Below are 18,775 nucleotides of genomic sequence, written 5' to 3'. Positions count from 1 at the left end.
TTTTGGAGTTGAGCTAAATTATGTCGTCATCAGTTAAATTGAATGGCTTGAGTTTGAGTCAAATGATGCGTTCGATTGAGCAGGGTGAGCATTCTGCTGAGGATATGATTAATGCGTGTTTTGATCAAATTGAAGCGCGTGAATCGGAAGTCAATGCGTGGCAATTTCAGCTCAGCCGAGAGGCGTATTTGGCGCAATATCAAGATAACCGAGATTTTTACCAAAGCAGTTTGTTGAAGGGGCTGCCTGTTGGGGTTAAGGATATTATTGACACCAAAGATATGCCGACCGAAATGGGTTCTCCTATTCATAAAGGTCGTCAGCCTGTTGATGATGCGACTTGTGTGGCTTTGATTCGTCAAGCAGGTGGTATTGTGCTTGGTAAAACTGTTACGACAGAATTTGCTTATTTTAAACCGGGTAAAACGCAAAATCCGAAAGATTTGGCGCGCACTCCGGGAGGTTCTTCAAGTGGTTCAGCGGCGGCTGTTGCGGATGAAATGGTGCCTGTAGCACTTGGATCGCAAACGGCGGCTTCTGTTATTCGTCCCGCTGCGTATTGCGGTTCTATTGGCTATGTGGGTAGTCGAGGTGAGTACTCACTTCGAGGTGGGCAGCCTCTGGCTCAATCATTAGATTCTTTAGGCCTGTTTTCCCGGAGAGTTGAAGACATTCAATTGTTGCGGTCGGTTTTGCTTAGACAGTCACTCTCAGAGGTTGATGTATCTCCAAAGAAACCAGTGCAAGTCTTGGTGTGTAAAGGTGAGCTTATAGGTGAAACCTCCGTTGCTATGAAAGACGCGGTTGTTAGATTAACAAAGGCGTTGTTGGCAGCGGGTGTCGATGTTATTGAGCTTGAGTCCGGCTCTAGGTTGCAGGATATGGTGGAGCATCATGGACATATAATGGCTTGGGAGGTGTGTCGTAACCTCGCTATTGAGTCTCAATCACCAGAAATGTTGAGTGAGCCATTGCAACAGCTCATGGAGCAAGGTAAGTCCATGAAACGTGCGACTTATTTAAATTCGTTGCAAGCAGCCGAAGACACTGCCAATTGGATATGGTCGCATTCTGATCAAGTTGAGATTGTGATTGCCCCTGCTGCCGCTGATGTGGCACCGCTTGGGCATGATAAGACGGGTTCCCCACATATGAGTCGTCCGTGGCAAGCTATGGGGCTTCCAGTGATTACCTTGCCAGGTATAGTTGATGCTCAGGGGTTGCCATTGGGTATTCAATTAATTGGCAAGCGTAGAGAAGACGATGCTCTGTTGCAGATAGCAAAATGGGTAGAGTCTATTATTTCCTAATTTTTGTAGTGTTGTCAGATCCATTCCCAGGATCTTACTTTTGAGGGCGCATTGCGCCCTCTTTTTTTATTATCGCCTTCTGCTGTTTCTTCATTTTATGCTGCTTGTGAGCCTATGTGTTGGCTAAAATGGCTTTTGTATATGTAGATACAATTGTTCTGCACTTATCTAAGTGGAAGTTAAATCGTTAATGGCGGGGTTTGTGTTAGAGAAGTAAGGCTGTTCTGTAAGTGGGTCAGCCTTACGAAGCTTGTTTCTAGTCTTTCATTAGATAGGATGCGCTTGGGTAATCTGAAGCCCAATCAGGTGAAAGGGGAGCAACAAAAACATTTTCTGTACGATTTTGAGTGAATCTCCAAATACCGTCTTCGCATTTTCTATATTTGTTGTACAAACGAGAGGATCTCAAAAGGGCCTTTCCATCAGAAAATAACCAGGGTTGCATATGGACCCAATTTCCCTCAGCCGTCATGCCGTCACTGCTAACTCGAATTTGCTCAGATGTAAGATAATGACAGTTTAAGATAAGGGCAGGGTCTGTTTTGCCACCCCAAAAACCTTCAAAGTGTTTCTTGATTGCATCCCAGCCATCGGCTTTACCAAATTGATTATCATAATATTCACCTACCCCTTCCCAAACGGCTTCAGGAGCAAATAGCTCCATGATTTTATCAATGCGTTCGGCATCATTTGTGCAGCCGTATTCAGGATTGGGCGTGTCACAAAGATACATGTAGCGAGCTTGAATGCGGCGAACTTCAGCTTCTGCCTCCAGAATGGCTATTCGCTTTTCAAGAGCTGCTATGGTGGTGTCGCTCATTAGTATTTCTCCTATTTATGTATTGGTTCAACTAAATTCACCAAAAAATGAACATGGGATTTGATTTGGTTATGGTTAAGTCTTCATTTCGTTATTGAACGAGATCAATTAAAAGTAATGAAATGGCGGGTATGGTTGCGATAAGTATTAAGCGAACAATGTCTGCGATCCAAAAAGGTGTCACACCCTTAAAGATGGTGGCCAGCTTGATATCTGGAATCATCCCCCTCAAAACAAATACATTCATACCAACTGGAGGTGTTATTAAGCTGATTTCAGTTACCACGACCACCAGTATGCCAAACCAAATTAAGTCAAAGCCTAGTGCTTCGACAACTGGATAGAGAACAGGTACTGTCAAAAGGATCATTGACATGCTTTCTAATACACAGCCGAGTAGTACGTAAAAGGCGATGATAAGTAAAATCACTAAAAATGGGCTGAAGCCTTGAGCTAATACCCATTCCTTTAAAAGTATTGGCATTCCAGTAAGGTTGATGAAGTTGGAGAAAATCACTGCGCCAATGACTAAGAAAAACAATGTTGCAGTGGTTCTTGCTGCGTTGCTAAGGGAGCGATTGAGTATTTTTAGGTTCATTTTTCCTGTTAGCAGAGCGACGATCAAGGCACCTGATGCTCCAATGCCCGCGGCTTCTGTTGGCGTGAAAACCCCAAGATAGATACCGCCCATTACAATGATGAAAATCAAGTTAATGGGCCAGACTCCTTTGAGGGAGGTAAGGCGTTCTTTGCGCGAGGCGCGAGGGCCTGCTGGTCCTACCTCTGGTTTTAGGTTAACGGTGCAATACACCGCCAGCATATAGAGTACAATACCAAGCATTCCTGGTAACAGGCCTGCAATAAAAAGCTTGCCAATGTCGGTTTCTGTCATCAGGCCGTAAATGACTAGAATGACGCTTGGTGGAATAAGGATGCCCAGTGTGCCACCAGCGGCAATTGAGCCTGCTGCAAGGCTGTCAGAATACTTGTATTCCCTCATGGAGGGCATGGCAACTTTTGACATGGTTGCAGCGGTCGCCATGGAGCTTCCGCATACCGCAGAAAAGGCGCCACAAGATACGACTGTTGCTAGTGCTAGACCGCCTCGAAAGTGTCCTAAGAAAGCATTTGCTGCACGATAAAGCCCTTTGGAAAAACCGGTTTCTGTAATAATGTTGCCCATTACAAGGAAAAGCGGCACAACAGAAAGGCCGTACGACAGTCCTGTTTCAAAGGTTGCTGAGCTTAACATGTTTAATGAGGCGTCCCAGCCGCGAGGGTTTCCATAGATGAATACTTGTGTGTAGCCAAAGCCTACAACGCCAACGATTCCCATTGCGATGGCAAGAGGTATGCGTAATAGGATAAGTAGTAGCAGACAAGCAAACCCAACTAGACTCTCAATCATGAGTTCTCTCCGTTTCGAGGTTGGCTTAGTTTGACAATGAAGATGATGTAAAGAGCAAGGGCGGAAAGTGACACGCTAATGGCCATAAGAAATGAAATCCATGAGTAAGGGATTTCGAGTACGGCAGTGGTGTCTCCATAGCGAAGGATTTTGAATGCATGTTGCCAGAGCATGATGGCTAAAACAGTGAAGCAGACAGCGCCTATAGCGGTAACGATATTTTTTAGCCAGCTTAAAACCTTGGCAGGAATGAAGTCATCAATAATATCGACAGTAATGTGATCTTGCTCTGATGTTACTAAGGGTATGCCTAAAAAAATAACCAGTGCCAGCATCATTTCTGTTATTTCAAAGCCTCCAGTGATCGGCATTGAGAAAAAGTACCTCCCAATGACGTCCACTAGAGTAAGCATCATCATGAAAAACATGGCAAACGTCGCGATAATGCTAGATGGGTTAGTTATAAATAGCTTATATAGACTAAGAGATTTATCGGCCCATTTTTGAAGTTTCATATTTGACTCCAGGGCTTACTCAATTTCTTCCGCGAGTTTTCTGAACTCGTTGAGGGCGGCTTCTCCGTCTACGCCTGTTTTATTTGCTTGTGCTATCCATTTTTGTTCCATGGGACGAAAGGCTCGAATAATTTCAACGATAAAGTCTTCGTTAGCATTAAGGATTGTGTTGCCATTTTCTTGCATGGCTTTGAGTCCTCTTGCATCTTGTCTGTCCCACATTTCACCTGCGATTCGAGCTAGGGCTTCACCTGAGACAGAATCAATGGCAGCCTGATCTTCTTCTGATAGGCTTTCAAAGCGCTCTTTGTTCATGACGATAAAGAAGCCGAAGTTGTATAGGCCTCCAGGTATAATGGTGGTGTGGGTCACAATGTCTTGAATATTAAAAGAAACAACAGACTCTAGTGGGAAAAGTGTGCCGTCGGCTACACCACTTGATAAGAGTTCATAGCTGCTTGGAGAAGGTTTCTGGAGGGTGACGGCGCCTAGTTCAGAGGCTAGATCATTCATGATGCCACCACCGACACGCATTTTCAGGCCTGCGAGATCTTTTTGGGAGTTGATGTCTCGTTTGCTGTTATGAATTTGGCCTGGGCCATGAGTAAATAGGGTAAGGACTTTCACATCTTCATATTCGCCAGCTTGCTCCAGATATTCTTTATAGACTCTCCAGTAGGCAACTGAAGTGGATGCAGCGCTGTCCCCAGTAAAGGGAAATTCCACCATCTTGTAGAGATTGAAGCGGCCTGGAGTGTAACCTGGTGATCCAAATGTGATGTCTGCTTGGCCGTCACGCGCCAAGTCATAGTGAGCTTTTGGATGGCCTAGAGGTGATGGGAGGATCAAAACTTTAACGCGTCCATTGGTTGCTTCGGCAACGCTCTCTGTCCAGGGTTTGATGACATCGGTCATGATTGGGTGACTGGCTGGCACAAAGGTTGACAGGGTTAGGCGTGTTTGTGCATTTGCAACTGAGCTCGTGATGACAGCAAAAGCAAGTGATATTGAGACCAAAAGCTTTTTCATATTCTTCTCCTGCTAGGAAGTTAATTCATTTTTTCTCGTTATTTCATATTCAATGAGGGTTCCATTAATAGATCCGCGGTAATGTAATTTGTGGTTACATTCTGTGAGTAGTCGCATGAGGTTTATTTGACTTGTCTATTTTTATATTGAATTTGGATTGATAAATCAATTGAAAAGTAATGTTATTTTTCCATTTATTTCCTTGTTGTTTTTTGGTGCGATGGCTGTTTTATTTGTGGCGTTAATATTAAGTTAATGAAAAATAAAGATTTTATAATTTTAAATATACTTTCTCGTGAATATTATAGGAACTGCGGTTGTCAAATTGGTGCGAGAAAAACAACTTTAAAAAATTAAATGTGGTAGTTTTTTTAAGATTTTAATCAAGTAAATGATTTCTAAAGTGTCATGTGGTGTGAGGAGGATGATTAGGATGAAACCCTGATTCTTAAGGGGGAATCTTTTGAAGCAACATCGATGGTTTTATGTAGGATTTCCTTTGGGAGTGGCTGCATAAGGGAAAAATTTTATGCTGTTGGTGGTTTTTTCCTTTGTGTTTGATTGCTTGGTAACCCGTACTCATTTTACCTGTGTTTTGCTTGGGCTCTCACTCGATTACGGGTGGTTTGTGGTCGCTTTTTATAGGCTTTTATCGGCCTTTGAGGTGTTGATCTATGTTGAGGTGTCGCTTTTTTACAATACGGCCTAACGGATAGGGCTTAATTTCTAATCAAGGTTGAGTCATTTCAAATCAAGATTTGGATGTGTGAAGTCCACTTAATAAAAGCATAGAGGGTGAAGATAAGATGAGTGACAGTTATAAGGTTTTGATTGGTGGTCAATGGGTAGACGGAGCGAACGGTGCCTTTGACGTAAAAAACCCAGCAACGTTTGAAACCGTTGCTAAATGCGCTAATGCTTCTTCAGATCAACTTGAAGAAGCTGTTGTCGCTGCAAACGAAGCATTCAAGAGCTGGCAATATACTTCTCATGAAGAGCGTAAAAAAATGCTCAATGCGGCGATTGATGAGATTCAAGAAAAGCGTGATGAAATTGCCGCTTTGATTGTTGCGGAGCAAGGTAAGCCATTTCCTCTTGCGATTGGTGAAGTCGAGGGTGGTATTGCTTGGGCGCGTTATGCAGCTAGCCAAGATATTCCAGTGCAAATCATTGAAGATAGTGAGAAAAAGCGTATCGAAGCTCACCGTAAGCCACTAGGTGTTGTTGCTTCAATAACACCGTGGAATTGGCCATTTATGATTGCGGTTTGGCATATTCTTCCAGCGCTACGTGCTGGGAATGCGGTTATCAGTAAGCCATCTAGTCTTACACCTCTGAGTACCGTTAAGTTAGTTGAAATACTCAATAACCATCTTCCTGACGGTGTCATTAGTATCGTGACAGGGGAGCGAGGAATGGGTAGTGGTATTACTGGTAGTGCAGGTATTCATAAAATTGTCTTTACAGGATCTACGCCGACAGGTCAGTCAGTAATGCGTAATTCTGCTGATAATCTGAAGCGTTTGACCCTTGAGTTGGGTGGTAATGATGCTGCTATTGTTATGCCAAGTTCTAACGTCGAGCAGATTGCTCCGGCGATCTTTGCGACCTCTTTCCTTAACATGGGGCAAACATGTGGTGCTTTGAAGCGTTTGTATGTTCATGAATCCATTTATGATGAGATGTGTGCTGCACTCAGTGAAATCGCTAAGCAGCAAGTTGTTGGTAATGGTATGGACGAAGGGGTGAACTTTGGCCCGGTTCAAAATGCTGATCAACTTAATCTTGTTGCAGATTTGGTAGAGGATGCCAAAGCGCGTGGTGCTAGCATTCTATCAGGTGGCGAAAAAATGGCAGGTGTTGGTCACTTCTATCCACCGACAATTGTTGCAAACATCGAGAATGATGCTCCTTTAGTTCAAGAGGAGCAATTTGGGCCTGCTCTTCCTGTTATTAAGTTCTCAGATAAGGAAGAAGCAATTGCAATGGCGAACAGTGTTGACGTTGGTCTATGTGGTTCAGCATGGAGTGCTGATATTGAAGAGGCTCAAGCAATTGCATCTCGCCTTGAATGTGGTACTGCGTTTGTGAATACGCATGCAGAGATTCAACCAAATGTACCATTTGGTGGCTGCAAAATGTCTGGTTTTGGTGTTGAATTTGCTGAAGAGGGTTTGTTGGAATTCACTTCTATTCAGGTGATGCACATTAACAAATAAGGTTGAGTTGTATACCTCGTAAGGTGAAAGGGTGGCTGCTAGCAGTCACCCTTTTTTTTGCTCAGAGGTTTCGTTAACTCTTTTCTGTGGCTTGATCTTTATAAAGCTTTATATAGTTGTGAATGATTAACCAGCTGCCAACAGCACCAATAGCGCTACCAATAAGGATATCTAGAAAACGCGCATAGATAAGTTGATCGGCACTCATTGAGCTGCTGGTAATTTCTGCGAATAAGATGGTTATTGGAGTGACAAAGATGACGCCTAGAGCGTAATTTTTGTACATGAGCACTTCAATGGCAAAGATTAATCCCATAATAAGGATGGCCATATGTATTGGTGCGAGTTCCGAAGAAAAAATCAGGGAAGCGATTAATAGTCCTAGTAATGTGCCAATGATACGTTGCACTTTTCTAGTAAGAACGGAAAGTAATTGACGCCCTTGTAAAACCGCGGCACAAGAAATGGGTGCCCAATATGGATTGTCTAAATTTAGAGATAGGGCAATGGCATATGTCCCCATAATTAATAAGCTTTCAAAAAGCTCTAGTTTCCATGTGCTGACCTTTGTTTCGGATGGAGATAGCTCCACCTTAGGGGGTGACGTATTTGTTCTAAATATTAGGCAATAGGCAAACGCAAAACAGCTGGCTATTGCACACCCTATGGCTACTAAGAGGGTTCGTTCTGGAAGGGTGGTTAGGTCAAAAGGGATCACTGTTGCGACACAAGCTAACATAAATGGGAAAAAGCTACCTGGAGGGCCAATGTGGATTTTGCGACAAATAATAGAATTCACGAAGGAGAGGAAGCCAACAATGAGCACTGATGAAATGGCAGAAAAGCTTGTGACTGAGGCAATGGTAAAGCTCATAACAAATAATATTGAGCCACTCGCCATGGTAAACATTTGTTTTTTGAAGGCGGCGGCGGGTAGATAAAGAATGACTAGGGCGCCCATGCAAGCCATCAGTCCTTGGTAAAATTGATCAATAGCTATGCCTATAAATGCAGGGGTGCTGCAAGCGATAGCAGAAAGGAATGCTCGATGGAGTGGGCGTTCAGAAGGGGTGATGTTCGTAACGGCCTTTAATGCGGTAATTATCTTAAAATAGGTCGTCTTTTTATTTGAATTTTCAATCAAAATTTCATCCTAAAAATAAAAGAATTATGCCATATATATGGGCTGTAGGGAATTTGATGAAGTTTTCTTTTGAGCTTTTTGTTGAAAAAAAGTGTTGGTAAAATTAGTAAGGCAATGTTAGATGTTGAGAGGTATAGGGGTATTGAATGGGCGCAGAGGTTGAGAGCAGAGGCTAGTGAAAATCTCACCCAGATAAAAAATGGAGCATTATCTGGGTGAGGGCTATTTCTTTAAGACTGAGCTTTTTTGAAGGCGCTAATCAAGGCTTGAGTAGAAGTATCCAACTCAGAATTATCGCTATCATTTACTAAACGGTTATAAATGTCTGTGCCCAGTACTTTACCCAGTTCAACGCCCCATTGGTCAAAAGAGTTTATTCCCCAAATGGTACCTTGTACAAAAGTACGGTGTTCGTATAGAGCAATCAGAGCACCAACGCTTGCGGGTGTCATCTTGTCAGTCAGTAAGGTGTTGCTTGGGCGATTGCCCGGAATCACCTTGTGAGGGGCAATAGCGGCGACTTGCTCTTCGCTGGCACCGGCATCACGTAGCTCTGTTTGTGCTTGTTCCAAGCTTTTGCCTACCATTAGAGCTTGTGATTGACTCAAGCAATTAGCAAATAGCTGGGCGTGATGATCCGCAACAGGATTGTGGCTAGTCAATGGTGCAATAAAGTCTACAGGAACAAGGCGAGTGCCTTGGTGAAGCAACTGATGGTAAGCGTGTTGACCATTGGTGCCTGCACCACCCCAGATAATAGGTCCTGTGTCCGTGGTGACACCATCGCCATTAATTAGGTTGGCTTTACCGTTGCTTTCCATATCTAGTTGTTGGATGTGCGCAGGTAGAGCACGTAAGTAATGGTCATACGGAATCAAGGCGTGTGTCTGCGCATTATGGAAATTGATGTACCAAACACCTAAGGTTCCCATGAGCACAGGTAAGTTTTTCTCTAATGGTGCGGTACGGAAGTGTTCGTCCATTTGGTGCGCACCGTCTAATAGGGAATAAAAGTTTTCCATGCCTACGGCGATGGCAATGGGTAAACCGATTGCCGACCACAAAGAGTAACGTCCGCCAACCCAGTCCCACATGGGGAAAATGTTTTCTTCAGCAATCCCGAAAGCAACCGCTTTTTTCACGTTCGAACTGACCGCAGCAAAATGCTTATGAATTAAGTCTTCAGGACCACCATTGCGCAAGAACCAATCTCGCGCAGCGTTGGCATTGTATAGGGTTTCTAGTGTGCCAAATGACTTAGATGAGATCACAAACACTGTGGTTTCAGGGTTCAATTTTTTTAGTTTTTCTGTGATGTCAGAACCATCAATATTAGCAACAAAATGCACCTTGATTTGCTGTTGAGCATAAGGTGTCAAAGCTTCAGCAACCACTTTGGGGCCTAGGTAGGAGCCGCCAATACCAATGGATACGACATCTGTGATGCGCTGGTTGGCATAACCGCGCCATTGGCCACTTTGTAATTGCCAAACAAATTTTTCCATTTGTTTTAGTGTTGAACGAACTTCGGCTAGCACATTTACGCCATCAACCATGAGCGAATCTTGCGTTTGGCTAGCGCGTAATGCAACGTGTAATACGGAACGATCTTCCGTATTGTTGATATGTGCGCCACTGAACATGTCTTCAATGGCTTGTTCTATGCCGGCTTCTTGTGCCAATTCTTTTAATAGCGATAGTGTTGTGTTGTTGGCTCGGTTCTTGGCGAAGTCCAGTGTCCAGCCAGCAGCGGAAGCTTGGTAGGTTTCTGCACGTTTAGGATCAGCAGCAAATAAGGATGTCATATCAACAGATGCCATTTGCTGTTGATGTTCTGCGAGTTTTTTCCAAGCAGAGAATTCAGTGGGTGAACGCATTACAATCTCCCTCGTATAATGAAAGTGAATCGGGTGTTGGTGTCCTGAACAATTCGTTCAAGGTTTAGCCAAGCTCTACGCGCAAGTTATCAATTAAACGAGCGCTCCCTAGATGGGCCGCAGCCAAAATGACCAGGCTTTTCTCTTCCTCAGTTGGTGTTTGTAAATTATCTTGTGCGCGGATTTCAAAATAATCACGACGGAAGCCAACCGCTTCAAGCTTCTGCTGAGCTTGTTCGCAGATTTCCTCATGACTCGCGCGGTTTGCCATAAGTTGTTCCTTTACCCATAGCAAGGTTTTGTACATTGTTGGTGCAATGTCTCGTTCTTGTTCTGTTAAATAGCCATTACGGGAACTCATTGCTAAGCCGTCTTCATTGCGTGCTGTGTCGATACCAATGATGCGAACATTCGAGCTGAGATCTCGTGTCATGTCTTCAATGACTTTCAATTGTTGAAAATCTTTATTACCAAAAATAGCGCAATCTGGCTGTACTATGTTGAATAATTTTGTCACTACTGTCGCAACGCCTACAAAATGGCCGGGACGAGAAGCGCCACATAAAATATTGGATAAGCCCATGACTTCGATTTGAGTCTGACTGCGTTTGCCATCTGGGTACATTTCCAGCGCGTCTGGGGCAAACAAATAGTGACAGCCATTAGCTGCTAATACTTTTTTGTCTTCTTCTAAGGTTTTTGGGTAGCGCTCTAAATCTTCGTTGGCAGAGAACTGCATTGGGTTTACAAAAATCGAAGCAACGACTATGTCGCCTTCCTGTGCTGCACGACGAATTAATGACATATGACCATCGTGTAAGTTGCCCATGGTAGGTACAAAAGCGATGCTTTTGTCTTGCAGGCGAAGGGTTTTAAGGGCGATGCGTAATTCGGCAATGGTATGAAACGTTTGCATTATGATTTAAATCCGTGCTCTGGCCCTGGGAAACTCGTGTCTTTTACTTCTTTAACATAAGCCTCAAATGCTTGTGTCACATTACGACCATCGGTTAGAAAGTTTTTTACAAAACGTGGAGTGTGGCCTAGATTAATGCCTAGCATGTCGTGTAATACCAATACCTGGCCGTCAGTATGATGGCCCGCGCCAATGCCTATGGTGGGAACCGGTACTGACTCTGTTAGCATTTTGCCCAGCTCTGTTGGAATGCATTCATACAATAAAATGTCAGCGCCTGCTTCCACTAGGTGCAATGACTCTTCCAGTAAAAGCTCTGCGGCATCTTGGCTTTTACCTTGCACCTTGTAACCGCCTAATTTGTGTACCGATTGGGGGGTCAATCCTAGGTGTGCGCACACAGGAATGCCACGCTGGCTCAGTAGTTTAATGGTATCGGCCAACCAGCTTCCGCCTTCCAGTTTTACCATATTGGCGCCAGCTTGCATGAGTTTGGCAGCATTGTCTAACGCTTGCTCTGGTGTGCTGTAACTCATGAAAGACATATCCGTTAAAATGAAAGCGTGCGTATTGCCGCGCTTTACTGCCGCGGTGTGGTAGCACATGTCCTCAATGGTCACAGGTAAAGTGCTGTCTTGCCCTTGAATGACCATGCCTAATGAGTCGCCTACCAAGATGGTTTCCACACCAGCCACATTCATAACATGAGTAAAGGACGCGTCGTAGGAGGTTAAGCAGGTAATTTTCTCTTTGTCTGCCTTCATTTGTTTCAAGGTAGAAAGGGTAACTGGCTTTGCCAGCTTTTTCTGTGAGTTATCTGAGTACATATTTTATTCTTCTGTGATAATAACCAAATCGCTGGTATCAAGTTGGTGTAACTGCTCGGTAACGGTTGTGCCATTTGCCAAGAGAATATCAGGAGCAAGATCATGAAGTGGCTGAATAACGAAGCCACGTTCAAGCATAAAAGGGTGTGGCACAGTTAATCTTGGTAAATCAATTTGCTCATTGCCATACAATAACAGATCTAGGTCTAAGGTGCGCGGTCCCCAATGGCGTTCACGGACTCTTTGATGATCCTGTTCAATGCCTTGAAGAAGATCAAGTAAAGCTATGCTAGAAAGTGCAGTATCAAAGCGTGCAGCAGCATTAACATAGTCTGGCTGATCTTGGGGCCCCACCGGTTTGCTGCCATAAATATTCGACACACTTATATTGTGCAAGCTAGGGTGTTGAGAAAGTGTCTTAATGGCGCGACGAATTTGTTCAAGAGGTTTTTCTAAATTGCTGCCAAGGCCAATGTAGGCGGTTGTCATGCTGTTACCTTTTGCTTAGTCGCTGCTGCTTTCATGTTGTGGCCCATTGCTTTTACGGCGACGGCGAGGTCGTCGTTTTTTAGGGCCTTCATTGTTACTGGTGCGTTTATCAATCTGTTTAATGAGATCGCGTTGCTGGCTTTCAGTGCCAAATTGGAAAGCTTCCCACCATGCGCCTAAACCCTCTAATTCAGTACCGCTTTGTTCACGAATCAAGAGGAAATCGAAAGCGGCACGGAATCTTGGATGTTCTAAAAGTTGGAAGGCTCGTTTGCCATAGCGTTTCGGCAAACGTAACTGCATGTCCCAAATTTCTCTCATTGGTGTCGAAAAACGACGTGGGATAGCGGTTGAAGCCACTTGGTTGTCCAGCACCATATTGGCAGCTTGGTGAAGTGCTGGTGTCACTGGCATGCCTTGAGCCATAAATTCTTCATGACGCAATGCCACGCTTGGCCATAATAAAATGGCGTATAGAAAGTAAGGTGCTGTACTTTTGCCGCCTTGGATGCGTTCGTCGGTGTTTTTTAGGCCGCGTAAAATAAAAGCTTCTGGGTCTATGTCTTGACGTTTCCAGCCGCTTTGCAAAAGTGCATCGGTATCAGGAAACAGGTAGCGGAATAAGCCGTATTCTCGTAACAGTGCGAAAGTTTTAGTGCCATTGCCACTGCCCAGTAATTTGAGGACTTCTTCAAATAGGCGTGCTGGTGGAATGTGGTCTAACAATTGGGCCATTTCTTTGATAGGGGCTACTGTGTTGGCTTCGATATCAAAACCCAATTTGCCAGCAAAACGAATGGCCCTTAGCATGCGAACTGGATCTTCTTGATAGCGCTGACGAGGGTCACCGATAATGCGTATTTGTTTGTTCTTAATGTCGGCTAGGCCGCCGCAATAATCGTGAATACTGAAGTCTTCCACATTGTAATACAGGGCATTAAAGGTGAAATCACGTCGTTCGGCGTCTTCTTCAATGTTGCCGTAAACATTGTCTCGTAGAATGATGCCGTGACTGGAGCGTGCAGAGTCTTTGTCTTTTAGTGACTTTTGCTCTATTTCGGGGGCTTCTTCTTGTGTCGTGTTAGCTCGGAAGGTGGATACTTCAATGATTTCTCGACCAAAAGTGACATGTACCAAGCGGAAGCGGCGACCAATTAGGCGTGAATTAGAAAATAGAGCCTGTACTTCCTCAGGAGTGGCCTTGGTTACCACGTCAAAGTCTTTTGGTTCAATGCCAATTAAATGATCGCGTATACAGCCGCCAACCAGATAGGCTTCATAGCCTGCTTTGTTAAGACGGTACAATACTTTTAATGCATTTGTGCTTAAGTCTTGTCGAGAGAGATTGTGTTTATCGCGAGGTATGATAATTGGATAAGTCTGCTCTTGTGATGAGAGAAGTGCAGAAGTAGCTTTACGTACCAGAGATTTAAGTCCTGTGAGCATTAGACGACAATTTTAAAAGTTAACGACTGTGGTATTTTACACGCGATGGTGAAAAGTTACACGATTTATAATGCTGATTAGATGATTTTGTTGGTGTTTTTAAGAAAAGGAAAGGCAATTAGAAATAAAATAATCGCTTTGGATACATGAAGATACTAGTTCCGAAAACAATGTCCGCGCTGCTTTTGCAGTTCTACTTGGTCTTATTTTTATTTTTGCAATGTTTTCATCGCCCTAAGGCTTGTATATCTAAAAAGATCAATTATCCAAAGCGATTTTCCATCCATGGCCTCAGATTTTATTTTTATTTTAAGAGGCCATGGTGTTCTTAGTTATTATTTTTATTGTATAAGAACGTTACATACGACGATTAACTTATTTTTATTTTTGGTCAATCTTATTATCGTTGTGCCATATATAAGGCATTAGTTATGCCAAAAATGCTAAAGCGCTGATTTTAATAGTTTTTGGTAAATTTCTGTACACTTTTTTTACAAATTTTATCTATCTTTTTGAGTATTTAAGTAACAAGTGTTACCTTTCGGCTGTTACTTTTTTGGGTATTGCCAGTTTTTGTCTTCTTTCCCAAAGGCTTTTTCGCGAGATGCCCAAAGAATGTGCGAGCTGTGTCTCTGTCATTTTGTGCTGGTGCGTTAAAACAAAATGTTTGAAGTAATCGTCTAGTGTTGTGCCTTGTGGTAAGGCAGCGGATTTTTCCTCTTGTGTTTTATTATTGTAAAGGTCAGTGGTGCTTTGTTGACTTGCCAGTTTCAAATTGGCCGCTTCTAGCCTGTCTAATGGGCTTAAAATGACAGCTCGTTCAATGGCATTTTCTAGCTCTCTAACATTGCCAGGCCAATGGTGCGCGCGAATGGCTTTATCAAAACTACGACTATAAGCTAATGGAGGCCGGTTGTGTTTTTGACAGGTTTTTTCCAACAAGGCTTCGGCCAGAATAGAGATGTCATTATCTCTTTCACGTAGAGGTGGTAAAAGCAGTTCCATTACATAAAGTCGATAATATAGATCTTCACGGAATTGTCCGTTTTTGACCATTTCAAAGAGGTTTCTGTGGGTTGCGGTAATGAGGCGAATGTCCACTTTTGTGGATTGTGTCGCCCCTACTCTACGTATCTCACCTTCTTGTAATACCCTAAGCAGTCGAGCTTGAGCTTCAAGGGGTAATTCGCCAATTTCGTCGAGGAACAAGGTTCCTTTGTCAGCGGCAAAAATAAGACCGTCATGGGCTGCTGTGGCACCCGTAAATGCCCCTTTTTCATGGCCGAAGAGCTCTGATTCTATTAGGTTTTCTGGTATTGCGGCGCAGTTGACACTGATGATGGCATGCTTTTGTCTTTGGCTGAGGTTGTGCAGGGCTTTGGCAACCAATTCTTTACCTGTCCCAGACTCGCCTCGTATTAATACAGTGACATCCGTTCCAGCCACTTTGCGCATATCGCTAAAGAGTTCCAGCATAGGTGGACATTGACCTATGATGCCGCTTCCTGGTGTGCCTAGAGGAAGGGTTTCTTCTCTGTCTGGCTGAGCGAATAAACGAGGTCCTGAAGGGGTATTATCGAAGAGCTGTTGTGAGCTTTGTTCTTGATCTTTTTGCTCTAAGGTGTTTACCACATGCTTGAGTAAGGTCTCTGTGTCGGTTGGCAAGGGTAAATAATAAACCGCGCCCTCAGCCATACAATTAACGCCTGTGCTAAGGCTGGGTTTTGCGTCAAGTACAATGTGTTTTGGAGTGCTGGGGATCTCGTTGGCAGGGTCACTAAGTTGCTCAATAGCCAGTTGATCGACCAGCATCAAATCGAAAGCAGAAAGATCGTAATATTTGTTGGCTTGTTCAAATGATTGGCTGGTGTTGATTTGAAAGCCGTATTTTGAAAGCCACCTTTCTGATTCTTTAAGTAATGAATTATCAGGGCAAATGATCATGATGCTGTGCATTGAGTGTCACCTCTTGTAACCAGTGTAACGATTATACACATGCTACTTGTTGAGAGGGAATAGTCGTCTATGGCCAGTTAAAGGAAATGGCAAGCTGGTAACTTGGTATTATTGGATGAGGTGTAAATGTTGGTCGGCAAGTGTAATGGTGCTTCGTCCGCGCAATATTTCTTTATTCCATAGGGGAATGGCTTTATTGAGTGCTTCTGTTATGTTGCTCGCATTAATCTCAATGCCAAGGTAGCTCAAAGCAATAAGTAAGGTGCTAAGGTCGCCATCCTGAATCGCTTTAGCATGATTTTGTTTGCTTATTTTATTGCCAGCTTGATTTACCACTAGGGGGATGTGGCTGATCTTAGGGGCTTCCCAGTCGAGCAAGGCATAAAGGTGCAGCTGTTGCGCTGTGGTCTCTATTAAATCTGCCCCTCTGACAAGATGGCTGATTTCTTGTCTATGATCATCTACCACCACGGCCAGTTGATAGGAGAAGTAACCGTCTTTACGTTTTAGGACTGGACAATTGTCTTTTAGATCATCCTGAAATATCAACTCGCCCTGGATGGCATCATGATAGCGATAAATAACATTGCTGCTCTTTAGTCGCCAAGAGTGAGGGCTAAGCTCATTGCTTTGGCAAATGTGAGGGTGTCGACCTTGATAAGCTTGTAATGATTGGCGAGTGCAGTTGCAAGGAAAAATCTGATCTTGTTGTTTTAATAGATTGAGGTGATCTTGATACTCTTGAGTAAAATCACTTTGTTTTATGGGGCTTTCATCAGATAAGAGTTGGTAACTGTTCAGTGTGGTAAGTATCTGCTCTATGTATTGGCTTTTACATCGTGTTCCGTCGACATCTTCAATACGAACCAGCCATGAACCTGAGTGTTGCTTGGCATCAAGATAGCTCGCTAACGCGCTGACTAGCGAGCCAAAATGAAGTGGGCCAGTTGGTGAGGGGGCAAAGCGACCTATGTAGCGCGAAGCCACGAATTAACCGCCGATTTGTTTCTCTTTGATCTCAGCAAGCGTTTTGCAATCAATACACATGGTTGCTGTTGGGCGAGCTTCCAAACGGCGAATGCCGATTTCTATGCCACATTCTTCACAGTAACCATAATCGTCATTGTCGATGGCTTCGATGGTCTGAGAGATTTTTTTCACCAGTTTGCGCTCGCGATCACGAGCACGTAGTTCCAAGCTGAATTCTTCCTCTTGGCTGGCTCGGTCATTCGGATCGGCATAGTTAACCGCCTCTTCTTTAAGGTGGTGAACCGTGCGATCAACCTCTTCCATCAGGTTTTGCTTCCAGTTGAGTAAGATGCTTTTAAAATGCGCCAACTGGTTCTCGTTCATGTATTCTTCGCCTTCCTTAGCAACATAAGGAGTGAAGTCTTTCATTAATGAATCTGGCTTCATATCTGGCATACGCATTGCCTCACTTCGCAGGTATCCGTTGTGGTAACCTGTAACCAATAAAAAATTAGGTGGTTTATTTTTCGGCCGAGAACTTACCAGATAATTTGGCTGTTCACCACTTTTTTTGCACAAAATGTGACGAAAACTTTAAATTAGGTAGAGATCCTCGGATGAAAAAGCACACCCTAGCCGCTCGTGTTGAGCAGATTTCCCCGTTTCAAGTTATGGCGGTACTGGCAAGAGCCAAAGCGCTAGAAGCGCAAGGCCACCCCGTTATTCACCTAGAAGTCGGAGAGCCTGATTTCTCAGCAGTAAACCCAGTAGAAGCGGCAGGTGTGCAAGCCATTTTGCAACACCAAACAGGTTACACCGCCGCAACCGGTTTACCTGAATTAAAACAGGCAATTAGCGATTATTACGCTTCTCGCTATCATGTCAAGGTTGCGCCGCAACGAATTATTATTACTCCCGGTGCGTCAGGGGCTTTGTTGCTGATGTCATCTTTGATGGTAAATGCTGGCGCTGAAGTCTTGATGCCAGATCCTTGTTATCCTTGTAATCGTCATTTTGTCATGCAGGTGGGAGGTCATCCAACTATGTTGCCAACCATGCCAGAGCAAGATTTTTCACTTACTGAGCAACAAGTTAAAGACGCTTGGCAAGATCATACTGCAGGTGTTTGGCTGGCATCTCCTGCGAATCCGACAGGGGCGGTCTTGAGTAAAGAATATCTGGCATCCATGTGGCGAACTGTGGCTTCCCTTGGTGGCCACCTTCTGGTGGACGAAATCTATCAAGGGCTGGTGTATGAGGGAGAAGACTTCACCGCATTGTCCCTGTCTGATGATCTGTTTGTGATCAACAGTTTTTCTAAATACTTTGCGATGACGGGATGGCGACTGGGTTGGTTGGTGGTGCCTGAATGGGCGGTGGAAGGAGCCACTAAATTAGCGCAAAACTTCTTCATTTCAGCGCCAAGTGTGTCGCAACATGCGGCAATACGAGCCTTTCAGACTGATGCGTTGGCAGAATGTGAGCAGCGGCGGCAGATTTTTAGTAAGCGACGCAATGTGTTGTTAGCAGGGTTAAAGTCCTTGGGTTTGCCTGTCATTGCGCCCGCCCAAGGGGCTTTTTATGTTTACGTAGATGTGTCTGAGATTACGGATAATGCGATGGAGTGGTGTCTAGAGCTGCTTGAGCAAGAGCACGTGGCGTTAACACCAGGCGCCGATTTTGGCGTGGCAAAGGCGCATCATTATGTACGATTTGCTTATGCCAATGATGAAGATAAGATCCGACAAGCCTTGTCGCGCATCGGACGCTTTATGAAAGTTAACGCAGCTTAGTATAAGTTAACGCAGCTTATTATAAGCAAATACGGCTTGATCAACTGACTGAAGAAA

16 protein-coding genes are annotated in these 18,775 nt (G+C 44.0%); 3 read left to right on the top strand and 13 right to left on the bottom strand.

The genetic code is table 11. The features are described from left to right. Positions 1-20 precede the first annotated feature (20 nt). Positions 21-1,310 (top strand): amidase, encoded by a 1,290-nt coding sequence (locus ABXS85_RS10375; protein ID WP_353666456.1) that lies wholly within the window; start codon positions 21-23, stop codon positions 1,308-1,310. Between the two features lie 256 nt (positions 1,311-1,566). On the opposite strand, the gene ABXS85_RS10370 is transcribed toward ABXS85_RS10375, so the two are convergent. The 4 genes from ABXS85_RS10370 to ABXS85_RS10355 form a co-directional block, all read right to left on the bottom strand. Continuing rightward, on the bottom strand, positions 1,567-2,130 hold the full coding sequence (locus tag ABXS85_RS10370) for a nuclear transport factor 2 family protein (protein ID WP_353666455.1): 564 nt from the start codon (positions 2,128-2,130) through the stop codon (positions 1,567-1,569). Positions 2,131-2,221: 91 nt separating this feature from the next. Beyond that, the gene (locus tag ABXS85_RS10365) at positions 2,222-3,538 is read right to left on the bottom strand and encodes a TRAP transporter large permease (protein ID WP_353666454.1); all 1,317 of its coding nucleotides are present in this window, start codon (positions 3,536-3,538) and stop codon (positions 2,222-2,224) included. Continuing rightward, positions 3,535-4,053 carry a TRAP transporter small permease gene (locus ABXS85_RS10360; RefSeq protein WP_353666453.1) on the bottom strand — a complete coding sequence of 173 codons (519 nt, stop codon included), beginning with the start codon at positions 4,051-4,053 and terminating at the stop codon, positions 3,535-3,537. The genes ABXS85_RS10365 and ABXS85_RS10360 overlap by 4 nt, the downstream gene beginning before the upstream one ends. Positions 4,054-4,068: 15 nt before the next feature. Beyond that, on the bottom strand, positions 4,069-5,082 hold the full coding sequence (locus tag ABXS85_RS10355) for a TRAP transporter substrate-binding protein (RefSeq protein WP_353666452.1): 1,014 nt from the start codon (positions 5,080-5,082) through the stop codon (positions 4,069-4,071). Between the two features lie 806 nt (positions 5,083-5,888). Between ABXS85_RS10355 and ABXS85_RS10350 the strand changes: the two genes are divergently transcribed. Then, positions 5,889-7,301 carry an aldehyde dehydrogenase family protein gene (locus ABXS85_RS10350; RefSeq protein ID WP_353666451.1) on the top strand — a complete coding sequence of 471 codons (1,413 nt, stop codon included), beginning with the start codon at positions 5,889-5,891 and terminating at the stop codon, positions 7,299-7,301. A 73-nt stretch (positions 7,302-7,374) separates the two neighbouring features. Here the strand turns inward: ABXS85_RS10350 and ABXS85_RS10345 are convergent, their stop codons facing one another. From ABXS85_RS10345 to dksA, 9 genes are all read right to left on the bottom strand, one after another. Continuing rightward, on the bottom strand, positions 7,375-8,445 hold the full coding sequence (locus ABXS85_RS10345) for an FUSC family protein (protein ID WP_353666450.1): 1,071 nt from the start codon (positions 8,443-8,445) through the stop codon (positions 7,375-7,377). 230 nt (positions 8,446-8,675) lie between these two features. Continuing rightward, on the bottom strand, positions 8,676-10,322 hold the full coding sequence (pgi, locus tag ABXS85_RS10340) for a glucose-6-phosphate isomerase (RefSeq protein ID WP_353666449.1): 1,647 nt from the start codon (positions 10,320-10,322) through the stop codon (positions 8,676-8,678). A gap of 64 nt (positions 10,323-10,386) precedes the next feature. Continuing rightward, positions 10,387-11,238, bottom strand: coding sequence for a pantoate--beta-alanine ligase (panC, locus tag ABXS85_RS10335; RefSeq protein ID WP_353666448.1), 852 nt, complete (start codon positions 11,236-11,238; stop codon positions 10,387-10,389). Beyond that, positions 11,238-12,065 carry a 3-methyl-2-oxobutanoate hydroxymethyltransferase gene (gene panB, locus ABXS85_RS10330; protein ID WP_353666447.1) on the bottom strand — a complete coding sequence of 276 codons (828 nt, stop codon included), beginning with the start codon at positions 12,063-12,065 and terminating at the stop codon, positions 11,238-11,240. The genes panC and panB overlap by 1 nt, the downstream gene beginning before the upstream one ends. 3 nt (positions 12,066-12,068) lie before the next feature. Beyond that, a complete protein-coding gene (gene folK, locus ABXS85_RS10325; protein WP_353666446.1) occupies positions 12,069-12,554 on the bottom strand; it encodes a 2-amino-4-hydroxy-6-hydroxymethyldihydropteridine diphosphokinase in 486 nt (161 codons plus the stop codon). A 15-nt stretch (positions 12,555-12,569) separates the two neighbouring features. Next, on the bottom strand, positions 12,570-14,000 hold the full coding sequence (gene pcnB / locus ABXS85_RS10320; protein ID WP_353666445.1) for a polynucleotide adenylyltransferase PcnB: 1,431 nt from the start codon (positions 13,998-14,000) through the stop codon (positions 12,570-12,572). Positions 14,001-14,534: 534 nt separating this feature from the next. After that, positions 14,535-15,956, bottom strand: a complete 1,422-nt coding sequence (locus ABXS85_RS10315) for a sigma-54 dependent transcriptional regulator (RefSeq protein WP_353666444.1) — start codon at positions 15,954-15,956, stop codon at positions 14,535-14,537. A gap of 108 nt (positions 15,957-16,064) precedes the next feature. Beyond that, positions 16,065-16,943: a tRNA glutamyl-Q(34) synthetase GluQRS gene (gene gluQRS / locus ABXS85_RS10310; RefSeq protein WP_353666443.1), complete on the bottom strand. Its 879-nt coding sequence runs from the start codon at positions 16,941-16,943 to the stop codon at positions 16,065-16,067. A 3-nt stretch (positions 16,944-16,946) separates the two neighbouring features. Beyond that, a complete protein-coding gene (gene dksA, locus ABXS85_RS10305) occupies positions 16,947-17,387 on the bottom strand; it encodes an RNA polymerase-binding protein DksA (RefSeq protein WP_353666442.1) in 441 nt (146 codons plus the stop codon). A gap of 155 nt (positions 17,388-17,542) precedes the next feature. Between dksA and ABXS85_RS10300 the strand changes: the two genes are divergently transcribed. Next, a complete protein-coding gene (locus tag ABXS85_RS10300; protein ID WP_353666441.1) occupies positions 17,543-18,718 on the top strand; it encodes an aminotransferase class I/II-fold pyridoxal phosphate-dependent enzyme in 1,176 nt (391 codons plus the stop codon). The last annotated feature ends 57 nt before the right edge of the window (positions 18,719-18,775 follow it).

The organism is Marinomonas sp. THO17 (assembly GCF_040436405.1).
Taxonomy (GTDB): Bacteria; Pseudomonadota; Gammaproteobacteria; order Pseudomonadales; family Marinomonadaceae; genus Marinomonas.
Note: the sequence above shows the minus strand (reverse complement) of the source record. Positions and strands in the feature narration are given on the sequence as shown.

What these genes read in the sequence shown, in the direction of transcription:
- ABXS85_RS10375 (WP_353666456.1), top strand. Translation starts at nt 21, where the DNA reads ATGTCGTCATCAGTTAAATTGAATGGCTTGAGTTTGAGTCAAATGATG.
- ABXS85_RS10370 (WP_353666455.1), bottom strand. Translation starts at nt 2,130, where the DNA reads ATGAGCGACACCACCATAGCAGCTCTTGAAAAGCGAATAGCCATTCTG.
- ABXS85_RS10365 (WP_353666454.1), bottom strand. Translation starts at nt 3,538, where the DNA reads ATGATTGAGAGTCTAGTTGGGTTTGCTTGTCTGCTACTACTTATCCTA.
- ABXS85_RS10360 (WP_353666453.1), bottom strand. Translation starts at nt 4,053, where the DNA reads ATGAAACTTCAAAAATGGGCCGATAAATCTCTTAGTCTATATAAGCTA.
- ABXS85_RS10355 (WP_353666452.1), bottom strand. Translation starts at nt 5,082, where the DNA reads ATGAAAAAGCTTTTGGTCTCAATATCACTTGCTTTTGCTGTCATCACG.
- ABXS85_RS10350 (WP_353666451.1), top strand. Translation starts at nt 5,889, where the DNA reads ATGAGTGACAGTTATAAGGTTTTGATTGGTGGTCAATGGGTAGACGGA.
- pgi (WP_353666449.1), bottom strand. Translation starts at nt 10,322, where the DNA reads ATGCGTTCACCCACTGAATTCTCTGCTTGGAAAAAACTCGCAGAACAT.
- panC (WP_353666448.1), bottom strand. Translation starts at nt 11,238, where the DNA reads ATGCAAACGTTTCATACCATTGCCGAATTACGCATCGCCCTTAAAACC.
- panB (WP_353666447.1), bottom strand. Translation starts at nt 12,065, where the DNA reads ATGTACTCAGATAACTCACAGAAAAAGCTGGCAAAGCCAGTTACCCTT.
- folK (WP_353666446.1), bottom strand. Translation starts at nt 12,554, where the DNA reads ATGACAACCGCCTACATTGGCCTTGGCAGCAATTTAGAAAAACCTCTT.
- pcnB (WP_353666445.1), bottom strand. Translation starts at nt 14,000, where the DNA reads ATGCTCACAGGACTTAAATCTCTGGTACGTAAAGCTACTTCTGCACTT.
- ABXS85_RS10315 (WP_353666444.1), bottom strand. Translation starts at nt 15,956, where the DNA reads ATGCACAGCATCATGATCATTTGCCCTGATAATTCATTACTTAAAGAA.
- dksA (WP_353666442.1), bottom strand. Translation starts at nt 17,387, where the DNA reads ATGCGTATGCCAGATATGAAGCCAGATTCATTAATGAAAGACTTCACT.
- ABXS85_RS10300 (WP_353666441.1), top strand. Translation starts at nt 17,543, where the DNA reads ATGAAAAAGCACACCCTAGCCGCTCGTGTTGAGCAGATTTCCCCGTTT.